At 67.3% G+C, this 24,746-nt stretch carries 26 protein-coding genes; 8 read left to right on the top strand and 18 right to left on the bottom strand.

Going from position 1 to position 24,746, the window contains the following annotated elements; all coding sequences use genetic code 11:
* Positions 1-8: 8 nt before the first annotated feature.
* Together JL37_RS30735 and JL37_RS18585 are read right to left on the bottom strand one after the other, a co-directional pair.
* Positions 9-455: a gas vesicle protein gene (locus JL37_RS30735; RefSeq protein ID WP_197064631.1), complete on the bottom strand. Its 447-nt coding sequence runs from the start codon at positions 453-455 to the stop codon at positions 9-11.
* A gap of 99 nt (positions 456-554) precedes the next feature.
* Positions 555-1,538, bottom strand: a complete 984-nt coding sequence (locus tag JL37_RS18585; RefSeq protein WP_043546052.1) for a YafY family protein — start codon at positions 1,536-1,538, stop codon at positions 555-557.
* 118 nt (positions 1,539-1,656) lie between these two features.
* On the opposite strand from JL37_RS18585, the gene JL37_RS18580 reads away from it, so the two are divergent.
* A complete protein-coding gene (locus JL37_RS18580; RefSeq protein ID WP_043546051.1) occupies positions 1,657-2,262 on the top strand; it encodes a glutathione S-transferase family protein in 606 nt (201 codons plus the stop codon).
* Between the two features lie 8 nt (positions 2,263-2,270).
* Here JL37_RS18580 and JL37_RS18575 read toward each other — a convergent pair whose 3' ends face one another.
* A complete protein-coding gene (locus tag JL37_RS18575) occupies positions 2,271-3,611 on the bottom strand; it encodes a ParB/Srx family N-terminal domain-containing protein (RefSeq protein ID WP_043546050.1) in 1,341 nt (446 codons plus the stop codon).
* Between the two features lie 177 nt (positions 3,612-3,788).
* Here JL37_RS18575 and JL37_RS18570 point away from each other — a divergent pair, with 177 nt between their 5' ends.
* Entirely contained in the window at positions 3,789-4,268 is a 480-nt protein-coding gene (locus tag JL37_RS18570; protein ID WP_197064630.1) for a nucleoside deaminase, read from the top strand.
* A gap of 19 nt (positions 4,269-4,287) precedes the next feature.
* Here JL37_RS18570 and JL37_RS18565 read toward each other — a convergent pair whose 3' ends face one another.
* On the bottom strand, positions 4,288-5,466 hold the full coding sequence (locus JL37_RS18565; protein WP_231570378.1) for a multidrug effflux MFS transporter: 1,179 nt from the start codon (positions 5,464-5,466) through the stop codon (positions 4,288-4,290).
* A gap of 85 nt (positions 5,467-5,551) precedes the next feature.
* On the opposite strand from JL37_RS18565, the gene JL37_RS18560 reads away from it, so the two are divergent.
* Positions 5,552-6,334 (top strand): helix-turn-helix transcriptional regulator, encoded by a 783-nt coding sequence (locus tag JL37_RS18560; protein WP_043546049.1) that lies wholly within the window; start codon positions 5,552-5,554, stop codon positions 6,332-6,334.
* A 28-nt stretch (positions 6,335-6,362) separates the two neighbouring features.
* On the opposite strand, the gene JL37_RS18555 is transcribed toward JL37_RS18560, so the two are convergent.
* The 6 genes from JL37_RS18555 to cyoA all read right to left on the bottom strand — a co-directional run bounded on the left by JL37_RS18555 (position 6,363) and on the right by cyoA (position 12,508).
* The gene (locus JL37_RS18555; protein WP_043546048.1) at positions 6,363-7,469 is read right to left on the bottom strand and encodes a porin; all 1,107 of its coding nucleotides are present in this window, start codon (positions 7,467-7,469) and stop codon (positions 6,363-6,365) included.
* A gap of 112 nt (positions 7,470-7,581) precedes the next feature.
* The gene (locus JL37_RS18550) at positions 7,582-8,364 is read right to left on the bottom strand and encodes an SURF1 family protein (protein WP_043546047.1); all 783 of its coding nucleotides are present in this window, start codon (positions 8,362-8,364) and stop codon (positions 7,582-7,584) included.
* The gene (gene cyoD, locus JL37_RS18545) at positions 8,364-8,765 is read right to left on the bottom strand and encodes a cytochrome o ubiquinol oxidase subunit IV (RefSeq protein WP_043546046.1); all 402 of its coding nucleotides are present in this window, start codon (positions 8,763-8,765) and stop codon (positions 8,364-8,366) included. The genes JL37_RS18550 and cyoD overlap by 1 nt, the downstream gene beginning before the upstream one ends.
* The gene (cyoC, locus tag JL37_RS18540) at positions 8,762-9,403 is read right to left on the bottom strand and encodes a cytochrome o ubiquinol oxidase subunit III (protein ID WP_043546045.1); all 642 of its coding nucleotides are present in this window, start codon (positions 9,401-9,403) and stop codon (positions 8,762-8,764) included. Before cyoC ends, cyoD begins: the two co-directional genes overlap by 4 nt.
* The gene (cyoB, locus tag JL37_RS18535; RefSeq protein ID WP_043546044.1) at positions 9,396-11,399 is read right to left on the bottom strand and encodes a cytochrome o ubiquinol oxidase subunit I; all 2,004 of its coding nucleotides are present in this window, start codon (positions 11,397-11,399) and stop codon (positions 9,396-9,398) included. Before cyoB ends, cyoC begins: the two co-directional genes overlap by 8 nt.
* 65 nt (positions 11,400-11,464) lie before the next feature.
* Positions 11,465-12,508 carry a ubiquinol oxidase subunit II gene (gene cyoA, locus JL37_RS18530; protein WP_043546043.1) on the bottom strand — a complete coding sequence of 348 codons (1,044 nt, stop codon included), beginning with the start codon at positions 12,506-12,508 and terminating at the stop codon, positions 11,465-11,467.
* 221 nt (positions 12,509-12,729) lie between these two features.
* Here cyoA and JL37_RS18525 point away from each other — a divergent pair, with 221 nt between their 5' ends.
* Positions 12,730-14,064 (top strand): MFS transporter, encoded by a 1,335-nt coding sequence (locus tag JL37_RS18525; RefSeq protein WP_043547001.1) that lies wholly within the window; start codon positions 12,730-12,732, stop codon positions 14,062-14,064.
* 50 nt (positions 14,065-14,114) lie between these two features.
* Here the strand turns inward: JL37_RS18525 and JL37_RS18520 are convergent, their stop codons facing one another.
* Both JL37_RS18520 and JL37_RS18515 read right to left on the bottom strand, forming a co-directional pair.
* Positions 14,115-15,131, bottom strand: a complete 1,017-nt coding sequence (locus JL37_RS18520; protein WP_043546042.1) for an amino acid ABC transporter substrate-binding protein — start codon at positions 15,129-15,131, stop codon at positions 14,115-14,117.
* 54 nt (positions 15,132-15,185) lie between these two features.
* Complete coding sequence (locus JL37_RS18515) at positions 15,186-16,514, bottom strand: aspartate aminotransferase family protein (RefSeq protein WP_043546041.1); 1,329 nt, start codon at positions 16,512-16,514, stop codon at positions 15,186-15,188.
* A gap of 149 nt (positions 16,515-16,663) precedes the next feature.
* On the opposite strand from JL37_RS18515, the gene JL37_RS18510 reads away from it, so the two are divergent.
* Positions 16,664-17,563 carry a LysR family transcriptional regulator gene (locus JL37_RS18510; RefSeq protein WP_043546040.1) on the top strand — a complete coding sequence of 300 codons (900 nt, stop codon included), beginning with the start codon at positions 16,664-16,666 and terminating at the stop codon, positions 17,561-17,563.
* On the opposite strand, the gene JL37_RS18505 is transcribed toward JL37_RS18510, so the two are convergent.
* Both JL37_RS18505 and JL37_RS18500 read right to left on the bottom strand, forming a co-directional pair.
* Entirely contained in the window at positions 17,551-18,594 is a 1,044-nt protein-coding gene (locus JL37_RS18505) for a histone deacetylase family protein (protein WP_043546039.1), read from the bottom strand. The two genes, JL37_RS18510 and JL37_RS18505, sit on opposite strands and share 13 nt — an antisense overlap.
* A 63-nt stretch (positions 18,595-18,657) precedes the next feature.
* Positions 18,658-19,233, bottom strand: a complete 576-nt coding sequence (locus JL37_RS18500; protein ID WP_052097357.1) for a hypothetical protein — start codon at positions 19,231-19,233, stop codon at positions 18,658-18,660.
* A 130-nt stretch (positions 19,234-19,363) separates the two neighbouring features.
* Between JL37_RS18500 and JL37_RS18495 the strand changes: the two genes are divergently transcribed.
* The gene (locus JL37_RS18495; RefSeq protein WP_043546038.1) at positions 19,364-19,765 is read left to right on the top strand and encodes a hypothetical protein; all 402 of its coding nucleotides are present in this window, start codon (positions 19,364-19,366) and stop codon (positions 19,763-19,765) included.
* A gap of 7 nt (positions 19,766-19,772) precedes the next feature.
* On the opposite strand, the gene JL37_RS18490 is transcribed toward JL37_RS18495, so the two are convergent.
* From JL37_RS18490 to JL37_RS18480, 3 genes are all read right to left on the bottom strand, one after another.
* A complete protein-coding gene (locus JL37_RS18490; protein WP_081955114.1) occupies positions 19,773-20,384 on the bottom strand; it encodes a hypothetical protein in 612 nt (203 codons plus the stop codon).
* A gap of 50 nt (positions 20,385-20,434) precedes the next feature.
* On the bottom strand, positions 20,435-20,833 hold the full coding sequence (locus tag JL37_RS18485) for a hypothetical protein (RefSeq protein WP_043546037.1): 399 nt from the start codon (positions 20,831-20,833) through the stop codon (positions 20,435-20,437).
* A gap of 83 nt (positions 20,834-20,916) precedes the next feature.
* Positions 20,917-21,810, bottom strand: a complete 894-nt coding sequence (locus tag JL37_RS18480; protein ID WP_043546036.1) for a LysR family transcriptional regulator — start codon at positions 21,808-21,810, stop codon at positions 20,917-20,919.
* Between the two features lie 106 nt (positions 21,811-21,916).
* Between JL37_RS18480 and JL37_RS18475 the strand changes: the two genes are divergently transcribed.
* Together JL37_RS18475 and tam are read left to right on the top strand one after the other, a co-directional pair.
* Positions 21,917-22,915 carry a TerC family protein gene (locus tag JL37_RS18475; RefSeq protein ID WP_043546035.1) on the top strand — a complete coding sequence of 333 codons (999 nt, stop codon included), beginning with the start codon at positions 21,917-21,919 and terminating at the stop codon, positions 22,913-22,915.
* Positions 22,916-23,034: 119 nt separating this feature from the next.
* The gene (tam, locus tag JL37_RS18470) at positions 23,035-23,808 is read left to right on the top strand and encodes a trans-aconitate 2-methyltransferase (protein WP_043546034.1); all 774 of its coding nucleotides are present in this window, start codon (positions 23,035-23,037) and stop codon (positions 23,806-23,808) included.
* 111 nt (positions 23,809-23,919) lie between these two features.
* Here the strand turns inward: tam and JL37_RS18465 are convergent, their stop codons facing one another.
* Positions 23,920-24,717 (bottom strand): helix-turn-helix domain-containing protein, encoded by a 798-nt coding sequence (locus JL37_RS18465; protein ID WP_043546033.1) that lies wholly within the window; start codon positions 24,715-24,717, stop codon positions 23,920-23,922.
* Positions 24,718-24,746: the final 29 nt, after the last annotated feature.

Raw genomic sequence — 24,746 nt, 5'->3', positions numbered from 1 at the left:
TGGCTTCGTCAGGCCGCGGTTTCGGCCTGCAGGCGGCCCAGGATGAAGCCGTCGACCGCGCTGGTGCGGCCGCGCCACAGCGTGGGCTGCCCGGCGATGGGCGTGCCGTCCGCGGTGAAGAACAGGGCGTCGGCCAGATGAATGTAGTTCGGCAGGGGATCGGCGGGCTGCGGCAAGCGGAAGACGTCGCCCAGCTCGGCCAGGGAAGCATGCACCGCCGAGCGGGTGGCCCCGTCCAGCGCGCCGAGCGAGTCCGTGAAGCTGGCGGCGAAGCTGTCGAAGTACTCCGCGCCCGACACGATCGAGCCCGACACCAGCATGCCGCCCATCTGCAGGGTGACGCCGATGCTCTCGATCTGGCTGCCGTTGTTGACCAGGTTGACCAGGAATTGCAGGAAGGCGTCGGCGTCGGGCGCGCCGCCGGCGGCCGGGTTGGCGTTGGGAACGTTGCTCATGGAGGGATTTCTGGGATTGTTCGGGTAGCAGCCAAGATACTCGAATTGCCGGCGAAATACGCTGGATGAAATAGGCCGAAAAACAGCCAGATTCGGCCCTTATCCCCCTGCTTCGGAAGCCGGCGTTCTTTCCAGGCTGCGCGCCAGCCTTTCGGCCGCCAGCCGCAGGCGATCGCGCAGCGCCGCGGGCGCGAGGACCTCGAATTCCACATCCAGCGCCATCAACCAATACACCAGCGCGTCCAGCGAATGCACCGGGCATTGCAGCAGGCACCGCGCCGCGTCCAGCGGTTCGACCCGGCCCGCGCCCGGCGGAATCCGCGCAGCCATGACGGCGCGCGGCGCGTGCAGGATCACGCGCGCGGGTTCGGGGTGGGGCGCCATGTTCACCGCGCGCGACACGTAGGCGCGCAGGTCGCCGCCCTCGGGCGGTGGCCGCGGCGCGAAATGCGCGCCGATTTCCGGGGCGCCCGCGATGCGGTCGATGCGGAAGGTGCGCCAGTCGTCGCGCGCCGGGTCCCAGGCCACCAGGTACCAGCGATACCCGGTATGCGCCAATCCCTGCGGTTCGACCAGCCGGGTGCTGGCCTGGCCCTTGCCGTCCGCGTAGTCGAAGCCGACCCGCATTTGGTCGCGGCAGGCGGCGGCAAGCGTGGCCAGCAGCGTGGCGTCGACGGCGGCGCCTTCGCGCGGCACCGGCACGATGGCCGAACGCAGGGCGTCCACCCGGCGCCGCAGGCGTTGCGGCATGGCCTGTTCCAGCTTCACCAGCGCCCGCAGCGCGGTTTCCTCGATGCCGCCGATCGTGCCCGTGGCCGCCGTGCGCAGCGTAAGCGCCACGGCCAGGGCTTCGTCATCGTCCAGCAGCAGGGGCGGCAGGGCGTGCCCGGCCCGAAAGGCGTAGCCGCCGGCCACGCCGCTGCTGGCCTGAATGGGGTAGCCCAGCTCGCGCAGTTTGTCGATGTCGCGCCGCAGCGTGCGGGGGTGGATGGCCAGCGTCGCGGCGAGTTCGGTTCCGGCCCAATGGCGGCGGGTCTGCAGCAGCGACAACAGGCGCAGGAGACGGTTGCTGGAAGTAAGCATCGGGGAACGATAACGCGTATCGAGGGCGGAATCTGTCCACAATGAATTCTACAGTGGCTTCCGTCGTCGGCGGCACGGGCCGCGACGCCTATCCCTTGATCGAATTGGAGATTTGCCCATGTCTATCGTCTTTTATTGGCACCCCATGTCCAGCGCGACCCCGGTGGCCTGCGCGCTTGCCGAACTGGCCGTGCCGCACGAGCGCGTCAAGGTGGATATCACGGCGGGGGAGCAGCGCCGCCCGGCGTTCCTGGCGCTGAACCCGAATGGCAAGGTCCCCACGCTGGCGGTGGATGGCGCTCCCATGTTCGAAACCCTGGCAATACAGCTGTGGCTCGGAGAACGCTACGGCGTGGAGCGCGGCCTGTGGCCCGCCGCCGGCACGCCCGAACGCCTGCTGGCGATGTCGTGGTGCGCCTGGTCCTACGTCAGCTATGGCGCGGCGGTAATGCGCCTGTATCTGGCCACGCAGGGCGAGGACGCGCCCGGCGGCGCCGAGGCGGAGCGCGTCCTGCGTGACGTGGATGCCTTGCTGGAGGTGCTGGACGGCCACCTGTCGCGCCAGCCCTGGGTGCTGGGCGCGGCCTATTCGCTGGCCGATCTGGTGGTCGGTTCGGTGATCGGCTATAGCGCCTATCTGGGGGCAAGGGTGGCCTCGCATCCGCATGTGCAGGCCTGGCTGGGCCGGGTCCAGGCCAGGCCCGCCATGCAGATCGACGCCTAGCAACGTTCCTACCAGCCCCAGCAGGCGCCGGCCGCGGGCTTGCCGCAGCTGCGATAGTTCACCGCGAACCACAGCTTCCCGGCGCCGCGCGGGCTGCCGTCGGCCTTGACGTCGTGGCGCGGCAATTCCTCCAGCGTGTCGCGGGCCTTCTTGGTGGGCGTGCCGCTGGCGGCGTTGGGTTCCAGCGCGATGCGGCCCAGGCTGGCGGCGTCGCGGTCGCTGTAGACGATGTCGCCATCGGCCAGCGCTCCCATTTTCAACGAGGCGTCGCGCACCGCCGCGGCATAGCTGTCGTTCGCGCCGGCGGGCAGCAGGTCTTTGCCCAGCGTGCTGGGGGCGAGGATCTGCGCGGTGGTGGCGGGCGCGGCCGTCAGGTACTGGTCCAGGCTGGGCAATTGGCCGGCCGCGGCCTGCCGGCGGAGCCAGTCGCCCCACAGGAATTCGGCGAATTCCGGCAGGTCGCCGTTGCTGTAGGCGATGTCGCGGGTGAAGTACACCAGCGAGCGGTAGCGGTCTTCCTGCATGCCGCCGGGCTCATCGGCGCTGGCCAGCCCCAGCCGGGCGGGCAACTGGTCCACGGTGATGGGCAGGTTCTGGCCGTCGCGCAGCCAGGTGCGCCGTTCGTCGACCATGCGCTGCCAGAACTCGGCCGCGCTCGCCAGGCTGCTGTAGTTGGCGTCCACCTTGACCCAGACCGGAAGCCTGGGCCCGCCATCGAAGATCTCGCGCAGCGATGAGAAGGTGTGGTGGCCGTCGGTCAGGTAGAGATTGCCGTCCCACCCCACCACCACGGTCTTGAGGTTGGCGGCATGCGTGCCGGGCGCGTCCTTGCAGGTGAACGAATCGGGCTGATCCAGGCGCGCGGCGCGCGCCTGGGCGATGCTCTGGAACTCCTGCGCGCGCTCGGTCCCGCCCATGTCTTCGCAGTAGTCGTCGAACTTCTTGCCGACGGTGCGGTTCAGGTAGTCCAGTTGCAGCACCGGGTCGGCTGCCCAGGTGGGGCGGTCGAAATCGCCTTGCCAGCGGCCCAGCTTGTAGTAGATCTGGTCATAGCCGATGGCGGCCTGGGTGGGGCGCAGCTCTTCGATGCGGACGCGGATGACGTCGCCGGGCTGGGCTTGCAGGTAGGCGGTGTTGCGGGGCGGGGTCTCGGCAGCGGGGGGCGTTTCCGTGGCCGGAGGCGGCATGACCTCCGCGGGCGGGGCGCTGGCCTGGTCGTCATCGTCGTCTCCGCCGCCGTTGCAGGCCGCCAGGGCCAGGGGTAGGAGGGCCGCGGCCAGCACGCGCAAAAGGGCGTGGGGGCGGGCGCCGGGGAGGGAGAATCGCGAAGGCGGAGGGGTCGAGGTCATGGGCCGTTTCCGGATCGATGTTTCAAAAGGTAGCCGATGATGGCCCATATGTGTTTCGTGCAGATTGCACCAGCGCGGATTCCGGCGGAAGGCCGGGGTAACGTGCAAGAATGCCCGGAAGTCCGCCATGCCCGCAGTGCGGATGGCGTCTATCCCTGGAACTCTTGGAGACCAGCCATGCCAGTCGAAGACTCCCGTTTGATCGATGACGCCTTGATGCGCGAGGCCGTGGCCCTGGCGCGGGACAACATGCGTGATGGCGGCCGCCCGTTCGGCGCGGTGCTTGCGTTCGAGGGACGTGTGGTGGCGCGCGGCGTGAATGAAATCCTGGCTTCGCACGATCCCACCGCCCATGCCGAGCTCCAGGCCATCCGGCATGCCAGCCGCGCGTTGGGACGTCCGCGCCTGGACGGCTGCGTGGTGTATGCCAGCGGGCATCCCTGCCCGATGTGCATGGCGGCCATGCACATGTGCGGAATCTCGCGCGCCTTCTACGCCTATTCCAACGAGGACGGCGAACCCTATGGCCTGTCGACGGCCGCCGTCTATGCGCAGATGGCGTTGCCGCCGGAAGGGCAATCCCTGCCGCTGCGCGCGCTGCGGCCCGACGGGGAGGACGGGCTGTACGCCGAATGGAAAGCCGCGGCCCGGCCATGACCGGGCCGGCGGGCGGCGTTCAGCCTTGCCCGCGGCGCTGGGCGCGGTGAACGGCCATCAGGATGGCGGTGACCGCGAGCCAGGCCAGCGACAGGGGCAGCGGCGAGCCGAAGGGCAGCCAGGACGTGGCGGCGAGCCCCAGGCCCAGCAGGCTGTAGTAGGCCACGCCGAACAGCGCGCCGGCGCGCCCCAGGCTGTGGCCATAGTGCTTCAGCGCGGGCCCCAGCAGGTTCGGGATGGCAAGCCCGTAACCCGCGAAGAGGGGCAGCGCGGCCAGGGCCCACAGCGGGCCCGGCGTGGGATCGAGCAGGATGGCGGCGGCCTGGGCCGCGACGCCCAGCAGGACGCAGCGCAGCCCATATGCCACGCGCCGCGCCGGCCCGGCGCTGACAGGCAGGCGCGCATTGAACAAGGCGCCCAGGCTGCCCGCCAAGGCAACCGCCAGCCCGATCCAGCCGAAGCCCAGCCCCGGCAGCGGCCCGGTCAGGAAGGGGCCGGCCGAATAGAAAGAGAACACCAGCAGGTTCAGGCCCGCGACGAGCACGGCCGCGCAACGCAGCGTCCGGTCGCCCAGCATTTGCCGGGCCAAGGCGGGCAGCGCGACGCGTTTGGCGGCCTCGCCGCGGGTTTCCCGCAGCCGCGCCGCGCCGGCCAGCAGCGCCAGCCAGATGGCAAGCGCGATCGTCGCGAGCACGCCCTGGTAGCCCAGGCGGTCCGAAACCAACTGCCCGGCCAGCGGCCCGACGGCGGGCGACCAGGCCAGCACGGCGCCCAGCGTCACGAAGTAGCGCGTCAGCGGCTCGCCTTGCAGGCGGTCGCGCAGCAGCGTCTGCGTGGTGACCGAGCACGTGGCCAGCCCCAGCGCCTGTATGAACCGGCCCAGCAGCAGCGCGTCGAAGCGGGGAGCGAACAGCGCGCATAGGGTGCCGGCCATGCCGACCGCAAGCCCGCCCAGCAGCGCGGGTCGGCGGCCCCAGGCGTCCGCCAGGTGCCCCCACAACAGCACGCCCGCCGCGAAGCCCAGGAAGAAAACGCCCATGACGGCCTGGGCGGCGCCAGTGTCCAGCCGCCAGTGGAGGGCGAGGTCCGGCAGGGCGGGGGCGAGTATGGTTTCGGCGATCTGAGGCAGCGCCAGCAGCGCGATGATCAGGCTGCGGGGAGGCAGGCCGTCGCGCAGGTGGAGAACGGGAGGCATCATGGACCTGGAGCAAAAGGGCACTAGCGTATCCAGGCCGGAACCAGCAGAATTGCGATATTGAGTCAAAAAACATCGCATACCTGACATGCCGCGTTATTTGCCAGACGCCGTCGCCGATCCGGATACGGCGGCCTGTCCCGTGGTGGGCCTGGCCATCGATACCCGGGCGCACTCCTCCGATTGGCATGCGCACAGACGGGCGCAATTGCTCTACCAGGCGGAGGGCGGCGTCACGCTGTATCTGCCCGACCGCGTCGGCCAGCTGGCGCCGTTGCAGGCCGCGTGGCTGCCCGCCGGCTGCGCGCACCGCACCGCCATGCACGGCAGTTTTTCCTACCGCAGCCTGTACTTCGACGTGGAGGCTTATCGGGGGTTGCCCGCCGAGCCGATGATCCTGGACGTGAATCCCTTGTTGCGCGAACTGATCCTGCGCGTCACCGAATGGCCGGCGGACGCGGCGCTGGACACGGGCCGGTCGCGCATCGTAGCCACGCTGCTGGACGAACTGGCCGCCGCGCCGGCGGCGCCGCTGCACCTGCCCATGCCGCGCGACCGGCGGCTGGCGCCCATCGCGCGGGAGCTGCTGGATAACCCGGCATGCCCCCTGTCCATAGAGGATTGGGCGGGCCGCGTGGGCGCCAGCGCCCGCACGCTGGCGCGATTGTTCCTGGCCGAAACCGGGCTGCCGTTCGGCCGTTGGCGCACCCAATGCCGTCTGCTGGCCGCGCGCGCCCGGCTTGCCGAAGGCGAGTCCGTCACGGCCGTGGCGCATGCGATGGGGTACGCCAGCGACAGCGCCTTCATTGCGATGTACCGGCGCACCTACGGCGAATCGCCGGGGCGAAAAAAAGCGCCGGCACGATCCTGATGCCGGCGCCCGGTACCGCGGCGGATGCTTAGAACGTGTGGCGCACGCCGACGCCGGCGGCCGTGCTCTTCAGGCCGTCGATGAAGGCGTAGTCCTTGCCGTACGAGCCATAGGCGTACAGGTTGGTGCGCTTGGAGATGTCGTAGGTGTAGCCCACGCTCCAGACGTTCATGTTGGCGTCGCCGCCGGTGAGCTTGTCGTTGTTCGGCGAGACGTGCTGCCACGACGCAAACAGGCTGCTAGCGCCGCCGACGGGCAGGGTGGCGCCCAGCATGTAGGAGTTGGCCTTGAAGCCGTCCACGAAGCGGTTGGTGCCGAATTCATCGCTGAACGGCGTGCCGGCGGGCAGGTCCTGGCCGACGAACCAGCCGTCGGTGGTGCGGCCGTAGGCGGCCGCGAGCTTGACGACTTCCAGGTCGTACGACACGCCCAGCGCGTATTGGCGCGGCGTGGCGTCGTGGTCGATGGCTCCCCGGTTCGAGCCGTTGAGCTGGTCGTACGTCAGCGCGATGTTCAGCGGGCCCTGCACATAGCGCAGGCCTGCAGTGATGCCGCGGGTGTTGTCCGCGGTGCGGAAGCCGGTCTGGTCCGCGGTGGTGTCGTCCGCGTTGAAGGAGTAGCCCACGCCCAGCTCGAAGCCGTTCACCGAGGGCGTGCGGTACATCACCATGTTGTCCCAGCGCATGGTGTTGGCGGCGCTGAAGCCCAGGCCCAGGTTGGATTGCGTGTAGCTGGTGTAGAAGGGATCGATGTCGGCGAGGTAGTTCGAGCCGACGGTGGCCTGCCGCCCGAACTCGAGCGAGCCCCAGGCGTCGTTGGCCAGCCCGATGGTGGCCTGGCGTCCGAACAGGCGGCCGGACTGCCCGCGCTGGCCGTTGCCGGAATCGAAGCCGCTTTCCAGCTTGAACACGGCGCGCAAGCCATCGCCCAGATCTTCGGATCCGCGCAGGCCCCAGCGGGAGCCGGCCTGGATGCCGTTGATCATGCCGATTTTGCTACCGTCGTATCCATCGCCCTTGATCTTGTTGTAGCCGATGCCGGTGTCGATGACACCATAGAGAGTTACCGACGATTCTGCCTGAGCGGCGCCTGCAAAAGTAGTGAACATTGCGGCTGCGAGCAGCGTCTTTTTCATCCGTGGGGACTCCTGTCTGAGGGTTGAAAAAACAAAGGGAACACCACGCAGCGCATAGCGCCCGATAGTGTTCCCGGCCCACATTGTAGGACACCGGCCTGCGCCGGCCGGTTCAGCCCTTGCGGCGCGACCGCTTTTCCTCGCGAGCGAAGATGAATGCGCCGGCCAGCACCATGGCCGCCAGCGCATACCAGGTGATGGCGTACACCAGGTGATTGTTGGGGAAGGCCAGCACCGTCAGGCCGCCGATGGGCGCCTTGCGGGCGTCGCGCTCGGCGCCGGCGGCGTCCGCATCGATGAAGTACGGGGCCACGTCCGTCAGGCCGCGCGCGGCGGCGATCGCGGGCAGGTCGCGCGAGTACCAGAGGTTGGCCGCGGGATCGTTGTTGCGCAGGAAGCCGTTGCCCGGCTCGCCCATGCGCAGCAGGCCCGTGACGCTGGCCTGCGCCGGCGGCTGCGATCCGTCCGCCTGGCCCTGGCCCTTGCGCCATTCCGGCAGCACGAAGCCGCGGTTGACCAGCACGGTGCCGCCACCGGCCAGCTGCAAGGGGGTCATGACCCAGTAGCCGCTGCCCAGTTCGGTGGCCGCCTGCACCAGCGTCTGGCGGTCGTATTGGAAGACGCCGGTGGCCGACACGCGGCGGTACTCGGCGTTGCCGGACGTCAGCCCGGCCCATTCGGCGCGGCCCGGAGCCGGGGTGGCGGGCGCGTGGGCGCGCTGTTCGACCTGGGCGATCAAGGCGCGCTTCCAGGCCAGGCGGTGCACCTGCCAGGTGCCCAGCGCGCAAAGGCCCGCGAAAATGGCGGCCGCAACCACCCCCAGGATGACCAGGGTGGTTGCGCTGCGGGGATTGCGGGGGGTGTCGCCGGAAGAAGATTCTTTTACTGCGGGCATCAGGGCATTTTGCGCATGTCGTGGGTCGACATGGGCATCATATTGGAGTTCAAGTGATACATGATCCAGATGGATCCGCTGAGCGTGATCACGACCAGCACCAGCGTGAATATTAACGCCAACATGTTCCACCCGCTTTCGGACTTGGTGTCCATGTGCAGGAAGTAGACGATATGGACAATGATCTGCACGACGGCGAACGCCAGGATCACCAGCGCGGTGGTGCGCGAATCCTCGAAGACCCGGTCCATGACCAGCCAGAACGGGATGGCGGTCAGGATGGCAGCCAGCACGAAGCCGGTCATGTAGCTCTTGAAGGTGCCGTGGGCGGCGCCGTCGTCGTCGTCATGATGCCCATCGTGGCCGCCCGGATGGGCCAGATGATCCGTATGCGCGGTCATGGCAGGACTCCCATGAGATAGACAAAGGTGAACACACCCACCCAGATCAGGTCCAGGAAGTGCCAGAACATGGACAGGCACATCAGGCGGCGGCGGTTTTCGGGGATCAGGCCGTGCATCTGCACCTGGATCATCATCGTCACCAGCCACACGATGCCGAAGGTGACGTGCAGCCCGTGCGTGCCCACCAGCGTGAAGAAGGAAGACAGGAAGGCGCTGCGCTGGGGGCCCGCGCCCTGGTGGATCAGGTGCGCGAATTCATAGAGTTCCAGCGACAGGAAGCCCAGGCCGAACAGGCCGGTCACGGCCAGCCAGAGCTGTGTGCCGCCGATGCGGTTGCGCCGCATCTCCAGCATGGCGAAGCCGTAGGTGATGGACGACAGCAGCAGCAGCGCCGTATTCACCGCCACCAGCGGCAGGTCGAAAAGATCGGCGCCGGAAGGGCCCGCCGCGTAGTTGCGGCCCAGCACGCCGTAGGTGGCGAACAGGCAGGCGAAGATGAGGCAATCGCTCATCAGGTAGACCCAGAAGCCCAGCAGGGTGCCGTTCTTGGGATGATGTTCGCCCGGAACGTGGAACACGGGCTCCGAAGGCGGCGTGGCGCCGCCAGGCAGGGTGGGGGCGAGGGTATCAGACATTTTTCGCTAGCAACCGGGTACGGGCGTCTTCCGCGCGCACGACCTCGTCGGCCGGCACGTAGTAGTCGCGCTTGTAGTTGAAGGTATGAACGATGGATACCAGGATCAGCGCCGCGAACGACAGCACGACCAGCGGCCACATGTGCCAGATCAGCGCGAAGCCCATCACCACGCTGATGCCCGCCAGCACGATGCCCGCCCAGGTGTTCTTGGGCATGTGGATGGGAATGAAGCCCTGCTGCGGCCGCTGGTAGCCGTGCTGCTTCATCTGCCACCAGGCGTCCAGATCGTGCACGCGCGGCGTGAAGGCGAAGTTGTAGTTGGGCGGCGGCGAGGACGTGGACCATTCCAGCGTGCGGCCATCCCAGGGATCGCCGGTGTCGTCGCGCAGGGATTCGCGGCGGCGATAGCTCACCACCAGCTGAATGAGGAAGCAGGCGATGCCGCAGGCGATCAGCAGCGCGCCGAAGGCCGCCACCTGGAACCAGATCTGCAGGGACATGTCCTCGAAGTGGTTGACGCGGCGGGTCACGCCCATCAGCCCCAGCACGTACAGCGGCATGAAGGCCACGTAGAAGCCCACCAGCCAGAACCAGAACGAGCACTTGCCCCAGAAGGGATCGAGCTTATAGCCGAAGGCCTTGGGAAACCAGTACGTGATGCCGGCCATCAGGCCGAACAGCACGCCGCCGATGATCACGTTGTGGAAGTGCGCGATCAGGAACAGGCTGTTGTGCAGGGCGAAGTCGGCGGGCGGCACGGCCAGCAGCACGCCCGTCATGCCGCCGATCACGAAGGTCACCATGAAGCCTATGGTCCACAGCATGGGGACTTCGAAGCGGATGCGGCCCCGGTACATCGTGAACAGCCAGTTGAATATCTTGGCGCCCGTCGGGATCGAGATGATCATGGTGGTGATCCCGAAGAACGAGTTCACGCTGGCCCCCGAGCCCATGGTGAAGAAGTGGTGCAGCCACACCAGGTACGACAGCACCGTGATCACGACCGTGGCATACACCATGGAGGCGTAGCCGAACAGGCGCTTGCGGCAGAAGGTGGAGACCACCTCCGAGAAAATGCCGAAGGCGGGAAGGATCAGGATATAGACCTCGGGATGGCCCCAGATCCAGATCAGGTTCACGTACATCATGGCGTTGCCGCCGAAGTCCGCGGTGAAGAAGTTGGTGCCCACGTAGCGGTCCATGGACAGCAGCGCCAGCACCGCCGTCAGGACGGGGAAGGCCGCCACGATCAGCACGTTGGTGCACAGCGCCGTCCAGGTGAAGATGGGCATGCGCATCATGCTCATGCCGGGCGCGCGCATCTTGACGATGGTGACGAGCAGGTTGACGCCGGACAGCAGCGTTCCCACCCCCGCTATCTGCAACGCCCATATGTAGTAGTCCACCCCCACGTCCGGACTCTGCGCGATGCCCGACAAGGGTGGATAGGCCAGCCAGCCGGTGCGCGCGAACTCGCCCACGAACAGCGACATCATGACCAGTATCACGCCGCCCGTGGTCATCCAGAAGCTGAAATTGTTCAGGAACGGGAAAGCCACGTCGCGCGCCCCGATCTGCAGGGGCACGATGTAGTTCATCAGGCCCGTGACCAGCGGCATGGCCACGAAGAAGATCATGATCACGCCGTGCGCGGTGAAGATCTGGTCATAGTGGTGGGGCGGCAGATAGCCCGCCGAGTCGCCGAACGCCACCGCCTGCTGCGCGCGCATCATGATGGCGTCGGCGAAGCCGCGCAGCAGCATCACGATCCCCAGGATGACGTACATGATGCCGATCTTCTTGTGGTCGATGCTGGTGAACCATTCGTGCCACAGGTAGCCCCACTTGCGGTAGTACGTGATCGCGCCCAGCACCGCGATGCCGACGACCGCCACCACGAGGAAGGTGACGAGCAGGATCGGCTCGTGGTAAGGAATGGCTTCCCAGGTCAATCGACCGAAGATCAGCTTGGTGAGGTCTGGTTGATCAGGCATCTCGATTCCACCATAAAGACCAGGATTTCATGAAGTCCGCGCCGCACCCGGACCGCGTCCGCCCGCTACAGCACCAGCCCCTGCGTGGCCGTGCACATCGCGCCCACATACTTGCGGGGCGGCGTGCCGTCCAGCCCCAGGCGCTGCCGGGTTTCCGGGTCCAGCGTCGTGACGTTGAGCGCGCCCGGGATGCCCATGCCGCCCTGCGCGTCGATGGCCATGGCGTCGCGCATGCACATGCGGTTGGGCTCCACGCAGCGGTTCACGATCGCCTCGAACAGGCCGGGCGCGACGGAGGCGTAGCGTTGGACGGGATTGCGTTCGCTGGGCTGCTCCAGTTGCAGATAGGTTTCGCGGCTGAGCGAGCCGCCTGCGGCGCGCGCGTCGGCCACCCATTTGTCGAAGCCCTGCTGGTCCACGCCGTGGAACTTGAAGCGCATACCGGAGAAGCCGGAGCCGCTGTAGTTGGCGGACAGGCCCTCGTATTCGCCGGGATGGTTGATGACGGCATGCAGCGTCGTCTGCATGCCGGGCATCGCGTAGATCTGCCCCGCCAGCGCAGGAACGAAGAAGGAATTCATCACGGTCGACGACGTGATCTTGAACTGGATCGGGCGATCGACGGGGGCGGCCATTTCATTCACCGTCGCGATGCCCTGCTCGGGATAGACGAAGAGCCATTTCCAGTCGAGCGCCACGACTTCGACCACCAGGGGCTTGGTGTCCGGCGGCACTTCGCGGCCCTCGGACAGGCGCGCCAGCGGGCGGTAGGGATCGAGCTGATGGGTGCTGACCCAGGTCAGGGCGCCCAGCGCGATGATGATGAGGAGCGGCGCGGCCCAGATGAGGAGCTCCAGCATTGTGGAGTGGTTCCATTCCGGATCGTAGCGGGCGGTCTTGTTGCTGGCCCGGTAGCGCCAGGCGAACAGCAGGGTGAGGATGATGACCGGGACGATGATGAGCAGCATCAAGCCGGTCGAGATGAGGATCAGGTTCCGCTGCTGCACGGCCACGTCGCCCGAGGGCGAGAGCAGCACCGCATTGCATCCAGCGAGCAATGGCAGGGCGGTAAGCAGGATCAATCCGCGGAGCCTTGGGAAGGACGGCATGACCACACCCCGAAACGTAACCGTGGGAAGTAAACGCAACACTACGCTGGAAGCCGCGAAAAATCTAGGGTAAAAAGAACAAAAGTATGCGGGGCAAGGCATGCGGGCCGAGGCTGCATCCCAGGAATGGGGCGGCTTCGCGCAAGATGGAACCCCGCGTGCAGGTGTGTTGCAGGATCGTAGACAAGGCGTATTTCGAACCTCCTTCAGCGAGCAATCACATGGCGACCACCACGCAATATCCGGGCCACGCTCCTTCTTTTCCGCAGCCCCCCGCAACAAGCGGCGGAGGCAGCCACGCCAAGGTGGCTCCGGGCGAAATCGCGGTGGGCGTGGTGGTTGGCAGGGCCTCCGAGTACTTCGATTTCTTCGTCTTCGGCATTGCCTGCGTGCTGGTGTTTCCGCAGGTCTTCTTCCCTTTCGAAGCGCCGCTCGAAGGCACGCTCTGGTCCTTCGTCATCTTCTCGTTCGCCTTCATCATGCGGCCCATCGGCACCGCGCTGTCGATGGCCGTGCAACGGCGTTGGGGGCGCGCAACGAAACTGACCATTGCCTTGTTCCTGCTGGGAACGGCCACGGTCGGCATGGCGTTCCTGCCCAGCTACAACGCCATCGGCGCGCACGCCATCGTCCTGCTGTCGGCGTTCCGCTGCCTGCAGGGGCTGGCGCTGGGCGGGTCCTGGGACGGCCTGCCCTCGCTGCTCGCGCTGAACGCGCCACCCAATCGCCGCGGCTGGTACGCGATGCTGGGCCAGCTGGGCGCGCCGGTGGGCTTCATGGTGGCCAGCGCGCTGTTCCTGTTCCTGCACGTCACGCTCACCCAGGCCGACTTCCTTGAGTGGGGTTGGCGCTATCCATTCTTCGTGGCCTTCGCCATCAACGTGGTGGCGTTGTTCGCGCGGCTGCGCCTGGTCGTCACCGAGGAATACACGCAGTTGCTCGAAGAGGGCGAACTCGAGCCCATCAGCACGACCCAGATGGTGCGCGAACAAGGCTACAACCTGTTCATCGGTGCGTTCGCGGCGCTGGCCAGCTATGCCTTGTTCCACCTGGTCACGGTATTCCCGCTGTCGTGGATCGCAGTCAGCGCCACGCAGATGATTCCGGACGTGCTGGTCGTGCAGATCGTCGGCGCGGCGCTGGGCATCCTGGGCACCATCGCTTCGGGATGGTTGGCCGACCGCATCGGACGGCGCACCACGCTGGGCCTGCTCGCGGTGCTGATCGGCGTGTTCGCGCTGTTCACGCCCTGGCTGCTGGGCGGCGGGCCGAAGGCCCAGGACGCATTCATCCTGGTGGGCTTCGTGCTGCTGGGTCTCTCGTACGGCCAGGCCTCGGGCACCGTCACCGCCAATTTCACGCGGCGCTTCCGCTACACCGGCGCGGCGCTGACCTCCGATATGGCGTGGCTGATCGGCGCGGCGTTCGCGCCGCTGGTGGCGCTAGGCCTGTCCGCGCGCTTCGGCCTGGTGGCGGTCAGCGTCTACCTGCTGTCCGGCGCCGCCTGCACGCTGATCGCATTGCGCATCAACAAGGTCCTGGAAACGCGGGACTGAAAAAAGAACGGGCCGCTTGGCCCGTTCTGCGCTGCTTCGTCCGTGGCCGGCTAGCGTACCGGCCAGCCATACATCAGGCCGCCGTCGCGCCATTGCGCGTTCAACGCGCGCGGCAGTTTCATCGGGCTGCTCATGCCCAGGTTGCGCTCATAGCTTTCGCCGTAGTTTCCTACCTGCTTGACGATGTTGTAGGCCCACCGGTCGTCCACGCCCATGTTGCGCCCCATGCCCGGCGTGACGCCCAGGATGCGCTGCACGTTCGGGTTGTTCGCCTTCAGCTGGGCGTCGACGTTCGCCGATGAAATGCCGAACTCCTCGGCCTCCAGCATGGCGTAGAACGACCATCTCACGACGTTGATCCAGTTGTCGTCGCCCTGGCGCACCATAGGGCCGAGCGGGCTCTTGGAGATGTTTTCCTGGAGGATCTCGTAGCTGTCCGGATCCTCAAGCGTCATGCGGGTGGCGGCCAGCTGCGACTTGTCGGAGGTGAAGGCGTCGCAGCGTCCTGCCGAGAAGGCTCGCACGATTTCATCGTACTTCTCGATGACGACGGGTTTGAAGCGCAGCGAGCGGGAGCGGAACCAGTCGGCCAGGTCGAGCTCGGTCACGGTGCCCGGCTGCACGCAGATCGTGGCGCCGTCCAGCTCCTTCAGCGCCTTGATGCCCAGCTTGCGCGAAACCATCACCCCCTGGCTGTCGTAGAAGTTGACCGCCACGCTCAGCAGGCCCAGCGTGGTGTCGCGCGCCATCGTGGGCGTGACGTTGCGCGTCAGCACGTCCACTTCGCCGGACTGCAGGGCGGTGAAGCGCGCCTGCGTGGTGAGCGGCGTCAGGCGGAACTTCGTCGCGTCGTTGAACACGGCCGCCGCGATCGCGCGGCACATGTCCACGTCCAGCCCGTGCCAGACGCCCTTGCTGTCGGGGGCGGAAAAGCCCTGGATGCCGGTCGATACGCCGCATTGCAGGTATCCCCGTTTCTTGACGGCGTCGAGGGTGGGGCCGGCGAGGGCCTGGCTGGATACGGCGGCCAGCGCCAGGGCGCAGATGGCTAGTTTGCGGTGAGGCATGTCGTTCTCCTGCCGGGGCAGGCCCGGCGCCGGATGGATGGGGCGGGAAAAGCTTCAGGCGGCGCGGGCCGCTGGCTTGGATACCTTCTTCAGGCTTTCGGTCAGCGCCTGGTCCAGGATCGAGATGGCGCGGTCGATTTCCTCGTTGCTGACCGTCAGCGGGGGTGCGATCCGCCAGACCGAGCCGCGTTCCGGACGACGGCGGATGTTCATGGAAAGACCCAGCTCGAAGCAGCGTTGCGTAGTCAAGGCGCCCAGCTCGTGGAAGGGCTGGCGCGTGCCGCGGTCCTGCACCAGTTCCACGCCCAGCAGCAGGCCCAGGCCGCGCACGTCGCCGATGGCTTCGTGGCGCTGCTGCAATTCGAGCAGGCCGCGGCGCAGGTAATCGCCCTGCGTGCGGGCGCGTTCGATCAGGCGCTCGCGCTGGATGGTTTCGAGCACGGCCAGGCCCACCGTGGCCGGCAGCGGATCCGACACATGGCTGGTGTAGAAGGTGAAGCCCTTCTCGTGCACGTCCTGCTCGATGGCCGGCGTGGTGATGGCCGCCGCCAGCGGCAGGCCGCCGCCCAGCGTCTTGGACACGCTCATGATGTCGGGCGTGACGCCGAAGTACTCCGACCCGCTGCGGTAGCCGATGCGGCCGAACGCGGTTTGCGCCTCGTCGAAGATCAGCAGCATGCCGCGGGCGTCGGCGGCCTGCCTCAGCGCCTGCATGTAGGATTTGGGAGGAACGAGCACGCCGCCCGCGCTGATGACCGGTTCGACGATGATGGCCGCGGGCCTGCCGGCCGAAGCCATGTCGAACATCTTCAGGCCTATCTCCAGGCAGGCCAGCGCGGACTGCTCGGCGTCCATGCCCGCGATGTAGGGGCGGTAAGCGTTGGGCTCCGGCATCACGAACACCCCCGCGGGAGGAACGCCGTAGCCCTTGCGGTCGCTGGCGTAGGAAACCGAGCCGGCGCCGCTGGTGACGCCATGCCAGGATCCGCCGATGGCCAGGATCTCGAAACCGTTCTTGTGCATCTTGGCCATGCGCAGGGCGATTTCGTTGCTCTCCGACCCGGTGTTGACGAAGATGGACTTCGTCAGCCCGGCCGGCATCCAGTCGCGGGCGACCGTGGCGGCCAGCTGGGCCACGGTTTCCGGAATCATGCCGCTGAAGAAATGGAAGGCGGTTTCGCCCGCGCGGTGCACGGCGGCGACGATGGCGGGATGATTGTGGCCGATGGTCGCGCACATCTGGCCCGAGGTGAAGTCCAGGATCTCCCGCCCGGTGTCGTCGCGCACCACCGCGCCGCGGGCGGAGGTGAACAGGTTGGGGAAGGTATCGCCGCCGTAACGGACGAGATACTCGCGGGCGGCGTCGCGCAGGGTTTTTTCCATGTTTACACTCCGTGGCGTGTGGGCTCCAATGCGGAACCGACGGAGGCAGTGTCCGGCAGGGCGCGCGGACCGTCCAATGCGAAGTAAGCATGCGCGGCGATGCGTGGCGCGCATGGCCGATGCGCAATACGCAACAGGCAAGGAGGCCCATGGATACCCGATGGCTGCAGGACTTCATCACGCTTTCGGAGGTGCGCAATTTCACGCGCGCGGCCGAGGCGCGCAATCTGTCCCAGGCTGCATTCAGCCGGCGCATCCAGAGCCTGGAGAACTGGGTGGGCGCGCGCCTGATCGACCGCTCCGCGTTTCCCACGCAGCTCACCGAAGCGGGCGAGCGTTTCCGCGACGCCGCGATAGAACTGGTCAACCAGCTTGCCGAGGCGCGCGCCGGCATCGCGGGAGTGCCCGCCCAGAACCAGCTGCGGCTGGCGACGTCTTATGCGCTGGCCACCACGCACCTGCCCAGGTGGTGGCGCACCTGGAGCGAGGGCCGGATGCTCAGTTGCAGCCTGCAGACAGGCAATGTGCACGACACCGTATCGGCATTCACCTCGGGCGCGGCGGATTTCCTTATTTGTTTCCACCAGCTGGCCCAGCCGCTGCCGCTCGATCCTTCCCGCTACGACAGCCTGACGCTGGGCACGGAGCTGATACGGCCTTACGCCGCGCGCGCGCTGATCGAGCGCACCGGGCTGGACTTGCCGGGCACGGCGTCCAGCCCGGTGCCTCTGCTGATGTATTCGGCCAATGTGTACTTCGCCCGCCTGATCGATGCCTCGATAGAGGCGGCGGCGGAGCCGCTGCACGGCGTGCGCGTGTTCGAGGCCGAAATGTCGGACGTGCTGGGCGACATGGCCGCGCAGGAGCTGGGCGTCGCCTGGCTGGCGGACAGCGCGCTGCAGCGGCTGGCGGCGGCCGACCTGGCGCCCTTGGCCAACCGCGGGTGGGACATCGAGGTGTCGGTCCTTGCGTTCAAGGACCGGGCCGACTCGCGCGCGTCGGTGGAAGCGTTGTGGGAGCGGATGCGGGCGACCGCTCAGCCCGCGTAGCCTTCCAGTACGTTCGCCACGTTGATGCCCACGTCCGCCACGGCGTAGCCGCCTTCCATGGTGAACACGGCGGGCAGGCCCAGGCCGGCCAGCATGCGGCCGACCTGCAGGTAGTCAACGCTCTTGAGCTTGAACTTGGAGATGGGGTCGCCTTCATAGGTGTCCACGCCCAGCGCCACCACGACCGCGTCCGCCTTGAAGTCGCGGACGGCGGCCAGGCCTTGCTCCAGCGCCGCTGTCCAGTCGGCGAAGCCGCTGCCTGCGGGCAGCGGCAGGTTCAGGTTGCAGCCCGCTCCCTCGCCCTGGCCGCGCTCGTCGGCATAGCCCAGGTAGAAGGGATATTCCGTGGTGGGGTCTCCGTGCACCGAAACGGTAAGCACGTCGCCGCGTTCGTAGAAGATGCTTTGGGTGCCGTTGCCGTGGTGGTAGTCGACGTCCACGATCGCGACGCGCTCGGCGCCGGCTTCGCGCAGCGCCTGCGCGGCCAGCGCGGCGTTGTTCAGGAAGCAATAGCCGCCGAAGAAATCCGGGCCCGCGTGGTGGCCGGGCGGACGCGTCAGCGCCATGGCGGCCCGCGCGCCGCCAGGAGCCGAGACCGCCCGCGCGGCGTCGATGGCGCAGGCGGCGCCGGCAAGCGCCGCTTCCCAGGTGCCGGCGGTTAGCGGACAACCGCTATCGAACGAGAACAGGCCGACCCGCGCCGCGAAATTGCTGGGCTCGACATCGTGGCGGAAGCCGCGCACCGGCCAGATCGAGGGCAGCACGTCCAGTTCGGCATTGGCCGGATCCAGGGCGATCCATTCCTGCCAGGCGCCGGCAAGGAAATCCACGTAGCGCGGCGTGTGCACGCGCTTGACGAGGGCCAGGTCCGCGGCGGCCGGCGCGCGCAGTTCGCCGATACCGCGCTCGCGCAGCGCGTCCAGCACGTATGCCAGGCGCGCCGGCGTTTCATGGCAGGGCACCAGCCTGCCGCGGAACATTTCCTGCCGGCCGGCATGTTTCTCGTGGACGGGATTGTGGAAGATCAGCACGGCGTACGTGTCCTTGACGGTAACGGTTAAAGGCGGGGTCGCCACTTTACTACTGGCGGGCGGCTATTTCTTCGTTGCGGCCCGGCACGCGCCGGCCTTCGGGCCGGGGAGGCGCAGCTGCCTGACCGACTCGCCGCTGCGCCGGGACCACGAAGTTGCCCGCGCCGTGCCATCCGGACACACGGCGTAGTCCTCGAAACCGTAGTCGGTCGCGGCGTAGCGGCACGCCACGGCGAACGCCGGCCGGTTCCCATCGAAAACCGGGTTGACGAAGCCATGGCAGGGGCTGGAGGCGCTGTCGGGGTGCAGCAGTTCGCGGAAAGCGCGGTCTTGCGGGCGGTACAGGAAAATGCGCGACATGGCCAGCGTGCCGCCGCCGCTCTGGCCCACGACGAAATCCCGGTAGCCATCGTGGTCCACGTCCACGTCCTGGAACTGGTCGGCTTCCTCGTCGCCGCCGAACCGCGCGATTTCGCGTTCCGGGCCGTCGCCCACGCGCACGAGCAGGCGTTGTTCATCCTGCAGCCCGGTCACGGTCACCACCGCGGGCAGGCCGGGGGCGATGGAATAGGGATAGTCGCGCGCGCAGGCCGTCTGGCCAAGCGCCGCCAGTACCGCTCCAAGCAGTATTCCTTTCACGTGTGGTCCTTTGCGACGGAAGGCGTGCGGAGCATTATGCCGCAGCGGATCGCGGGTTTACGAGAGGGGGCCGCGGGCGGCTGCCGAGGCGATTCTGGGTAGAATTCCAGGATAGGCTAGGGCCCGCGCCATGAACTTTCCGTTTCCCATCCGCCAAGAATGCCCGCCGGGCGCCTGCGTGTGCGACCGCGAGCGGCTGCTGGCCGATCCCGTCGCGGACATCCGCGTCTTGCGGCTGACCAAGGAAGAGGAGAGGCGACTGGTAGACCGGCTGGAGAATCTGGCCAGCCTGGATGACCTGCGGGCCATGCAGGGGCGCATGCAGGCGCAGCTGGGCATTGTCGTCAGGATCACGCCCAGCGAAAACGAGGTGCGCACGTCGCGCGGCATCTCCATCCAGCTCGACGATCAACCGGGGCTGTGCCGCAAGACGCGCGCGGCCATACCGGCCGCCATCCGCCGCAGTTTCGACTCCCGCCCCGAAATCGTCTATGCCCTGCTGAACGAGCGCGACCTGCTGCACGGCACCTGACGGTGTTTCAGGGGCGCTTGCCGCCGGCGGGCGCGCAGGGCAAGAGGGGCACGACGTCGGCTGGCGCGCGGCCGGCTTCGGGCCGGGTCGCATCCAGCTTCTTGCCCGGGCGGACGGGATAGACCAGCAATACCGCGCCGCCGGCTTCCAGCTTGGGGCCGGATTTCGAGCCGTAGGCCACCGTCCAGCCGCGCACGGCCAGCGGCGCCAGCGTGTAGGGCAGGGCCGAGCCGGGGGAGACGTGGGCCACCTTGCCGGCATAGAGGTCTTCCTGCCGGGTTTCGGCGCCCTGGACGGAAACGTAGGTCGCGATGCTGACCAGCGCAACGGAATCGCCGTGGCGGCCCAGCACGGCGGTCTTGTACTTGCCTGCGGGGATGTCGGTGAGCGTGGCTTCGAGCTTGCCGGCAGCCTGGCCGCCCGCGTCCAGGCGGACGCCGGCGATGTCGGCGCGGGCCAGCGGCCCCGTTCCGGTATTGCGCACGCGCACGCTGTATTCACCGGAGGTGCCCGTCACCGTGCAGACCTCGACGCCATAGGCGGGCGAGGCCTGGGCGTTCGCCATGGCGGCGGCGCACAGGGCCGCCAGGAGGAGGGGCAGGGAACGGACAACGGACACGGCGGGCTCCTTTGAGGGCAGCGCGCCGGGTTGCCGCGTTGCCTGCCCTATTACACCACTTGGCGTCCGGACGTCTCGGCCTGCTCGCGCTTGCCCGCCAGCCAGTGGAGGATCAGGGCCAACACGAGCAGGCCGGCGATGATGAAGCCCCAGAAGATCCAGCCCACCACCGCGATCAGCGTGCCCAGGCTGCCCGCCATCGGCAGCACCTGGTTCAGCCCTTGCGCGGCCCAGACCAGGCCGGATTGCAGGGACTGCAGCCAGGCGGGATCGACCCAGGCCGCCGCCCAGTCGGGTGGAACCCATTGGGACGTGTCTAGCGCGGCGCCCGGCACCTGCGCGGAGGCGACCGAGGCCAGCACCCAGTCGGTCAATTGCAGCGTCAGCGCCACCAGACCGGTCCAGAGTGCGGCAAGCACGGCGAAAGCGAGCCAGATGATTTTTTTCATTGCGGTGGTACTCCGATATTTCAAGGGAAGGCCACGATAAAGCGGATTCTATTTCTGAAAAACCAGAATGGTTGTGACAAACATTAAGAAAAAACCGAAGTTTTCGCGTGGCTGAGCACGGCCTGCACCAGCGGATGATGCTGCCCGCGCCGGTTGCGGATCGCATGAATTTCCTCGTGCACGTCGTCGCAGCGGGCCAGGGGCCGCAATCCTCCCAGCAGGCCGATGTCGCCGCCGCCCAGCCTGCTCAGCGGAAATACGCCTAGCCCGCGGGCGGCAAATACCGACATGAGCGCGCTGTCTTCGAATTCGCCGACCACGTTGGGATGCACTCCTTGCTCGCCGAACCAGCGGTCCAGCGTCTGGCGCAACACCGAATGCCCGGTCGGCAGCAGCACCGGCAGGCGTTCCAGGCAGCGGGGGAAGTCGCGCGCGTCCGCCTTGCGTACCCACTTGGCCGGGCCGTACCAATCCACCGGGGACGAAACCAGGCGGTCGCTGGTGAGCCGCAGATTGGGGTTGGCGGGCGCGCCCTGGCCGGCCAGCACGAGGTCCAGGTGGTGCTGAGCGAGTTCGCCCAGCAGTTCCTGGATTTCGCCTTCGTGGCAGGTCAGGCGCAGGTCCGGCGTGTGCAGCACGGGGCCGAGCAGGGCGTGCACGGCCAGTTTCGAAATGCCGTCGGGCAGCCCCACCGCCAGGCGCATGACGGGCTTGGTGGCGGCCGCGCGCACCTCCTGGGGCAGCGCGTGGCCGATCTGGAAGATCTCTTCGGCGCGGGCGAAGGCGGCTTCCCCGGCGTCGGTCAGCGCCACGCCCCGGCCGGCCGGCTTGAGCAACTGGTGGCCAAGGTTCTTCTCCAGTTCGCGGACTTGGGCGCTGATGGTCTGGATGGCCATGTCCAGCCTTTCGGCGGCGCGCGAAAAGCCGCCTTCCTTGGCGACCATCCAGAAGTAATAGAGGTGTCGGTAGTTCAGCATGGCGCGGCTCACTTCGGTTTTTTCGAACCTTAACTCAAATTCAGGCTGATTTTTACATTGGCGCCGGATCCGGATCATGAGGCCCTTCGAACATGAGCGGGACATTATGGAAACCTTACTGACCTTTATGGCCGCCGATTTTCTCGGCACCCCCACCTGGAGCTGGCTGCTCTTCCTGGGCATCGTCGTGACCTTGCTGGCCTTCGACCTGGGCGTGCTGCACAAGGACGACCGCGAGATCGGCGTGCGCGAAAGCCTGCTGCTTTCCGCCGGCTACATCACTGCCGCGCTGCTTTTCGGCGCCTGGGTGTGGTGGCAGATGGGCGCGGCCAGCGGCATGGCGTACTACACCGGCTTCATGATCGAGAAGTCGCTGTCGATGGACAACGTCTTCGTCATCGCGCTGATCTTCAGCTTCTTCGCGATTCCGCGCCAGTACCAGCATCGCGTGCTGTTCTGGGGCATTCTCGGCGTGATCGTGCTGCGCGCCATCATGATCGGCCTGGGCGCCGCGCTGGTCAGCAATTTCGGTTGGCTGCTGTATGTATTCGGGGCCTTCCTGGTGTTTACCGGTATCAAGATGTGGATGATCGCGGACCAGACGCCCGACATCGCCTCCAATCCCATCCTCAAGTTCCTTAAGCGCCACATGCGGGTGACGGACGGCTTGCGCGGCAATGCGTTCTGGGTGCGCGAGGAGGATCCTGCCACGTCCAAGCCGGTGCGCTGGGCCACGCCGCTGCTGCTGGCGCTGGTGCTGATCGAATTCGTGGACCTGCTGTTCGCGGTGGACTCGGTGCCGGCGATCTTCGCGATCACGACCGATCCGTTCATCGTCTACACGAGCAACATCTTCGCCATCCTGGGCCTGCGCGCGCTGTACTTCGCGCTGGCGGCGATGATCCACCGCTTCCATTACCTCAAGTATGCACTGGCCCTCGTGCTCGTCTTCATCGGAACCAAGATATTCCTGGTGGGCTTCATCGGCAAGGTGCCGGCCGCAGTATCGCTCTCGGTGACCTTCGGCCTGATCGCCGGCGGCGTGCTGTTCTCCCTGTGGAAAACCCGCTCGGAACGCTCCAAGCCCGAGCTGGCGGCCGAGTGAAGCGGGAATGAAGCCCGAGCCGCCATATCTTCCGGATATGGCGGGCTCTTCGAATTCGAATTTGTCGCGTGGGTGCCGCAGGCGTAGAGTGCTGACGAACCCATACGCAAGGAATCGCCATGACCAGCTGGTCCGCCAAACAGTATTCCGCATTCGAGAACGAGCGCACCCGTCCGGTGCGGGACCTGGTCGCCGCATTGCCGAACCAGGACGCGAGGCGCGCGGTGGACCTGGGCTGCGGGCCGGGCAATTCCACCGAGGTGCTGGCGGCGCGTTATCCGGACGCCGAACTGACCGGCATGGACAATTCCGAGGACATGATCCAGGCGGCCACGAAGCGCCTGCCGGGGCTGAGGTTCGAGCTGGCCGACATCGCCGCCTGGGACCCACCGCAGTCCTATGACGTGATCCTGGCGAACGCTTCCTTGCAATGGGTGCCGGACCACGAAACGCTGTATCCCCGCCTGGTCGGCAAGCTGTCGCCCGGGGGCAGCCTTGCGGTGCAGACACCGGACAACCTTGAAGAGCCCGCGCATCGCCTGGCGCGCCAGGTAGCCGGCGAGGCCCCTTGGGCGGCCAGCATCGGCGGCTTCAAGCATCCGCCGCGCCACAGCGCAGCCTGGTACTACGAATTGCTCAAGCCGCATTGCGGCCGGCTGGACGTGTGGCGCACCACCTACCACCACCCGCTGGCCGGGGCCGCAGCCGTGGTGGAATGGTTCAAGGGCACGGCCCTGCGGCCGTATCTGGACCGGCTGGACGCCGAGGGGCAGGCGGGGTTCCTGGCCCGTTACCAGTCCTTGATCGAAGAAGCCTACCCGGCGCTGGCCGATGGCACCGTGCTGTTGCCATTCCCAAGGTTGTTCATTGTCGCGGGGGCGCGGGAGGGGTGAGGGTATGGGTATCGCAAGATACAAGTGTCTGACACCCCATGAAATGCCGGCTCAGGCGAAGACGGTGCTGAAGGGTGTCTGACACTGGCTGCCTCTCGCGCAAGCCGGCAATTACGGCGCGGCGTCCTTTTTTTCCGCGAAATAGCGCGCGGGCGTCTTGCCCAGCGTCTTGCGGAACATGGTGATGAAGGCGCTGACGGACTCATAGCCCAGGTCTTCGGCCGTGCGCTGGACCGACACGCCGGCCGACAGGCGCTGCAAGGCCTGGATGAGATGCATCTGCTGGCGCCAGCGGCCGAAGCTCATGCCCAGCTCCTGGCGCACCAGCCGCGCCAGCGTGCGTTCGCTCATCGCCACGCGCTTGCCCCATTGCGCCACGGTGCTGCGGTCGGCGGGGTCGGCGCGCAGCGCATCGGCGATCTCGCGCAGCCTCGGGTGGTTCGACATAGGCAGGTGCAGGTGTTCGGTGGGCATGCGCGCCAACTGGTCGACCAGCACCTCGGCCAGCTTCCGGCTGGAGGCGGCGGCCGCTTCCTCGGGAGGCAGGTCCGCCAGGTGCACGACCAATTCCCGCAGCAGCGGAGTGATGGCCAGCGTGCAGCATTGCCCGGGCAGGCCCGGGGCATCGGGCGGCACGAACAGGAAGCACACGCGCCCGTTCGCGGTGACGCGGTTGCTGTGCGGAACGCCGCCGGGGATCCAGACGCCGCACTGGGGCGGCACCATCCAGAGCCCCTGCGGCACCGAGCAAGTCACGCCGCCATGCAGCGCCAGCACCAACTGGCCCATGCGGTGCCGGTGCAGCGGGGATTCCTGGTCGTTCTCGGCCGCATGCACGCGAGTGGCGAAGGTCCACTGGGATTCGACGTCCAGGTCGAAGAAAGGGGCGGATTCTTCCAGGGAATGCATGAGTAGGTGGATTGGCCGGATTTAGGGAT

This window comes from Achromobacter sp. RTa, from assembly GCF_000757485.1.
In the GTDB taxonomy this organism is placed as follows: domain Bacteria; phylum Pseudomonadota; class Gammaproteobacteria; order Burkholderiales; family Burkholderiaceae_B; genus Achromobacter.
This window is presented reverse-complemented; position numbering and strand designations above follow the sequence as displayed.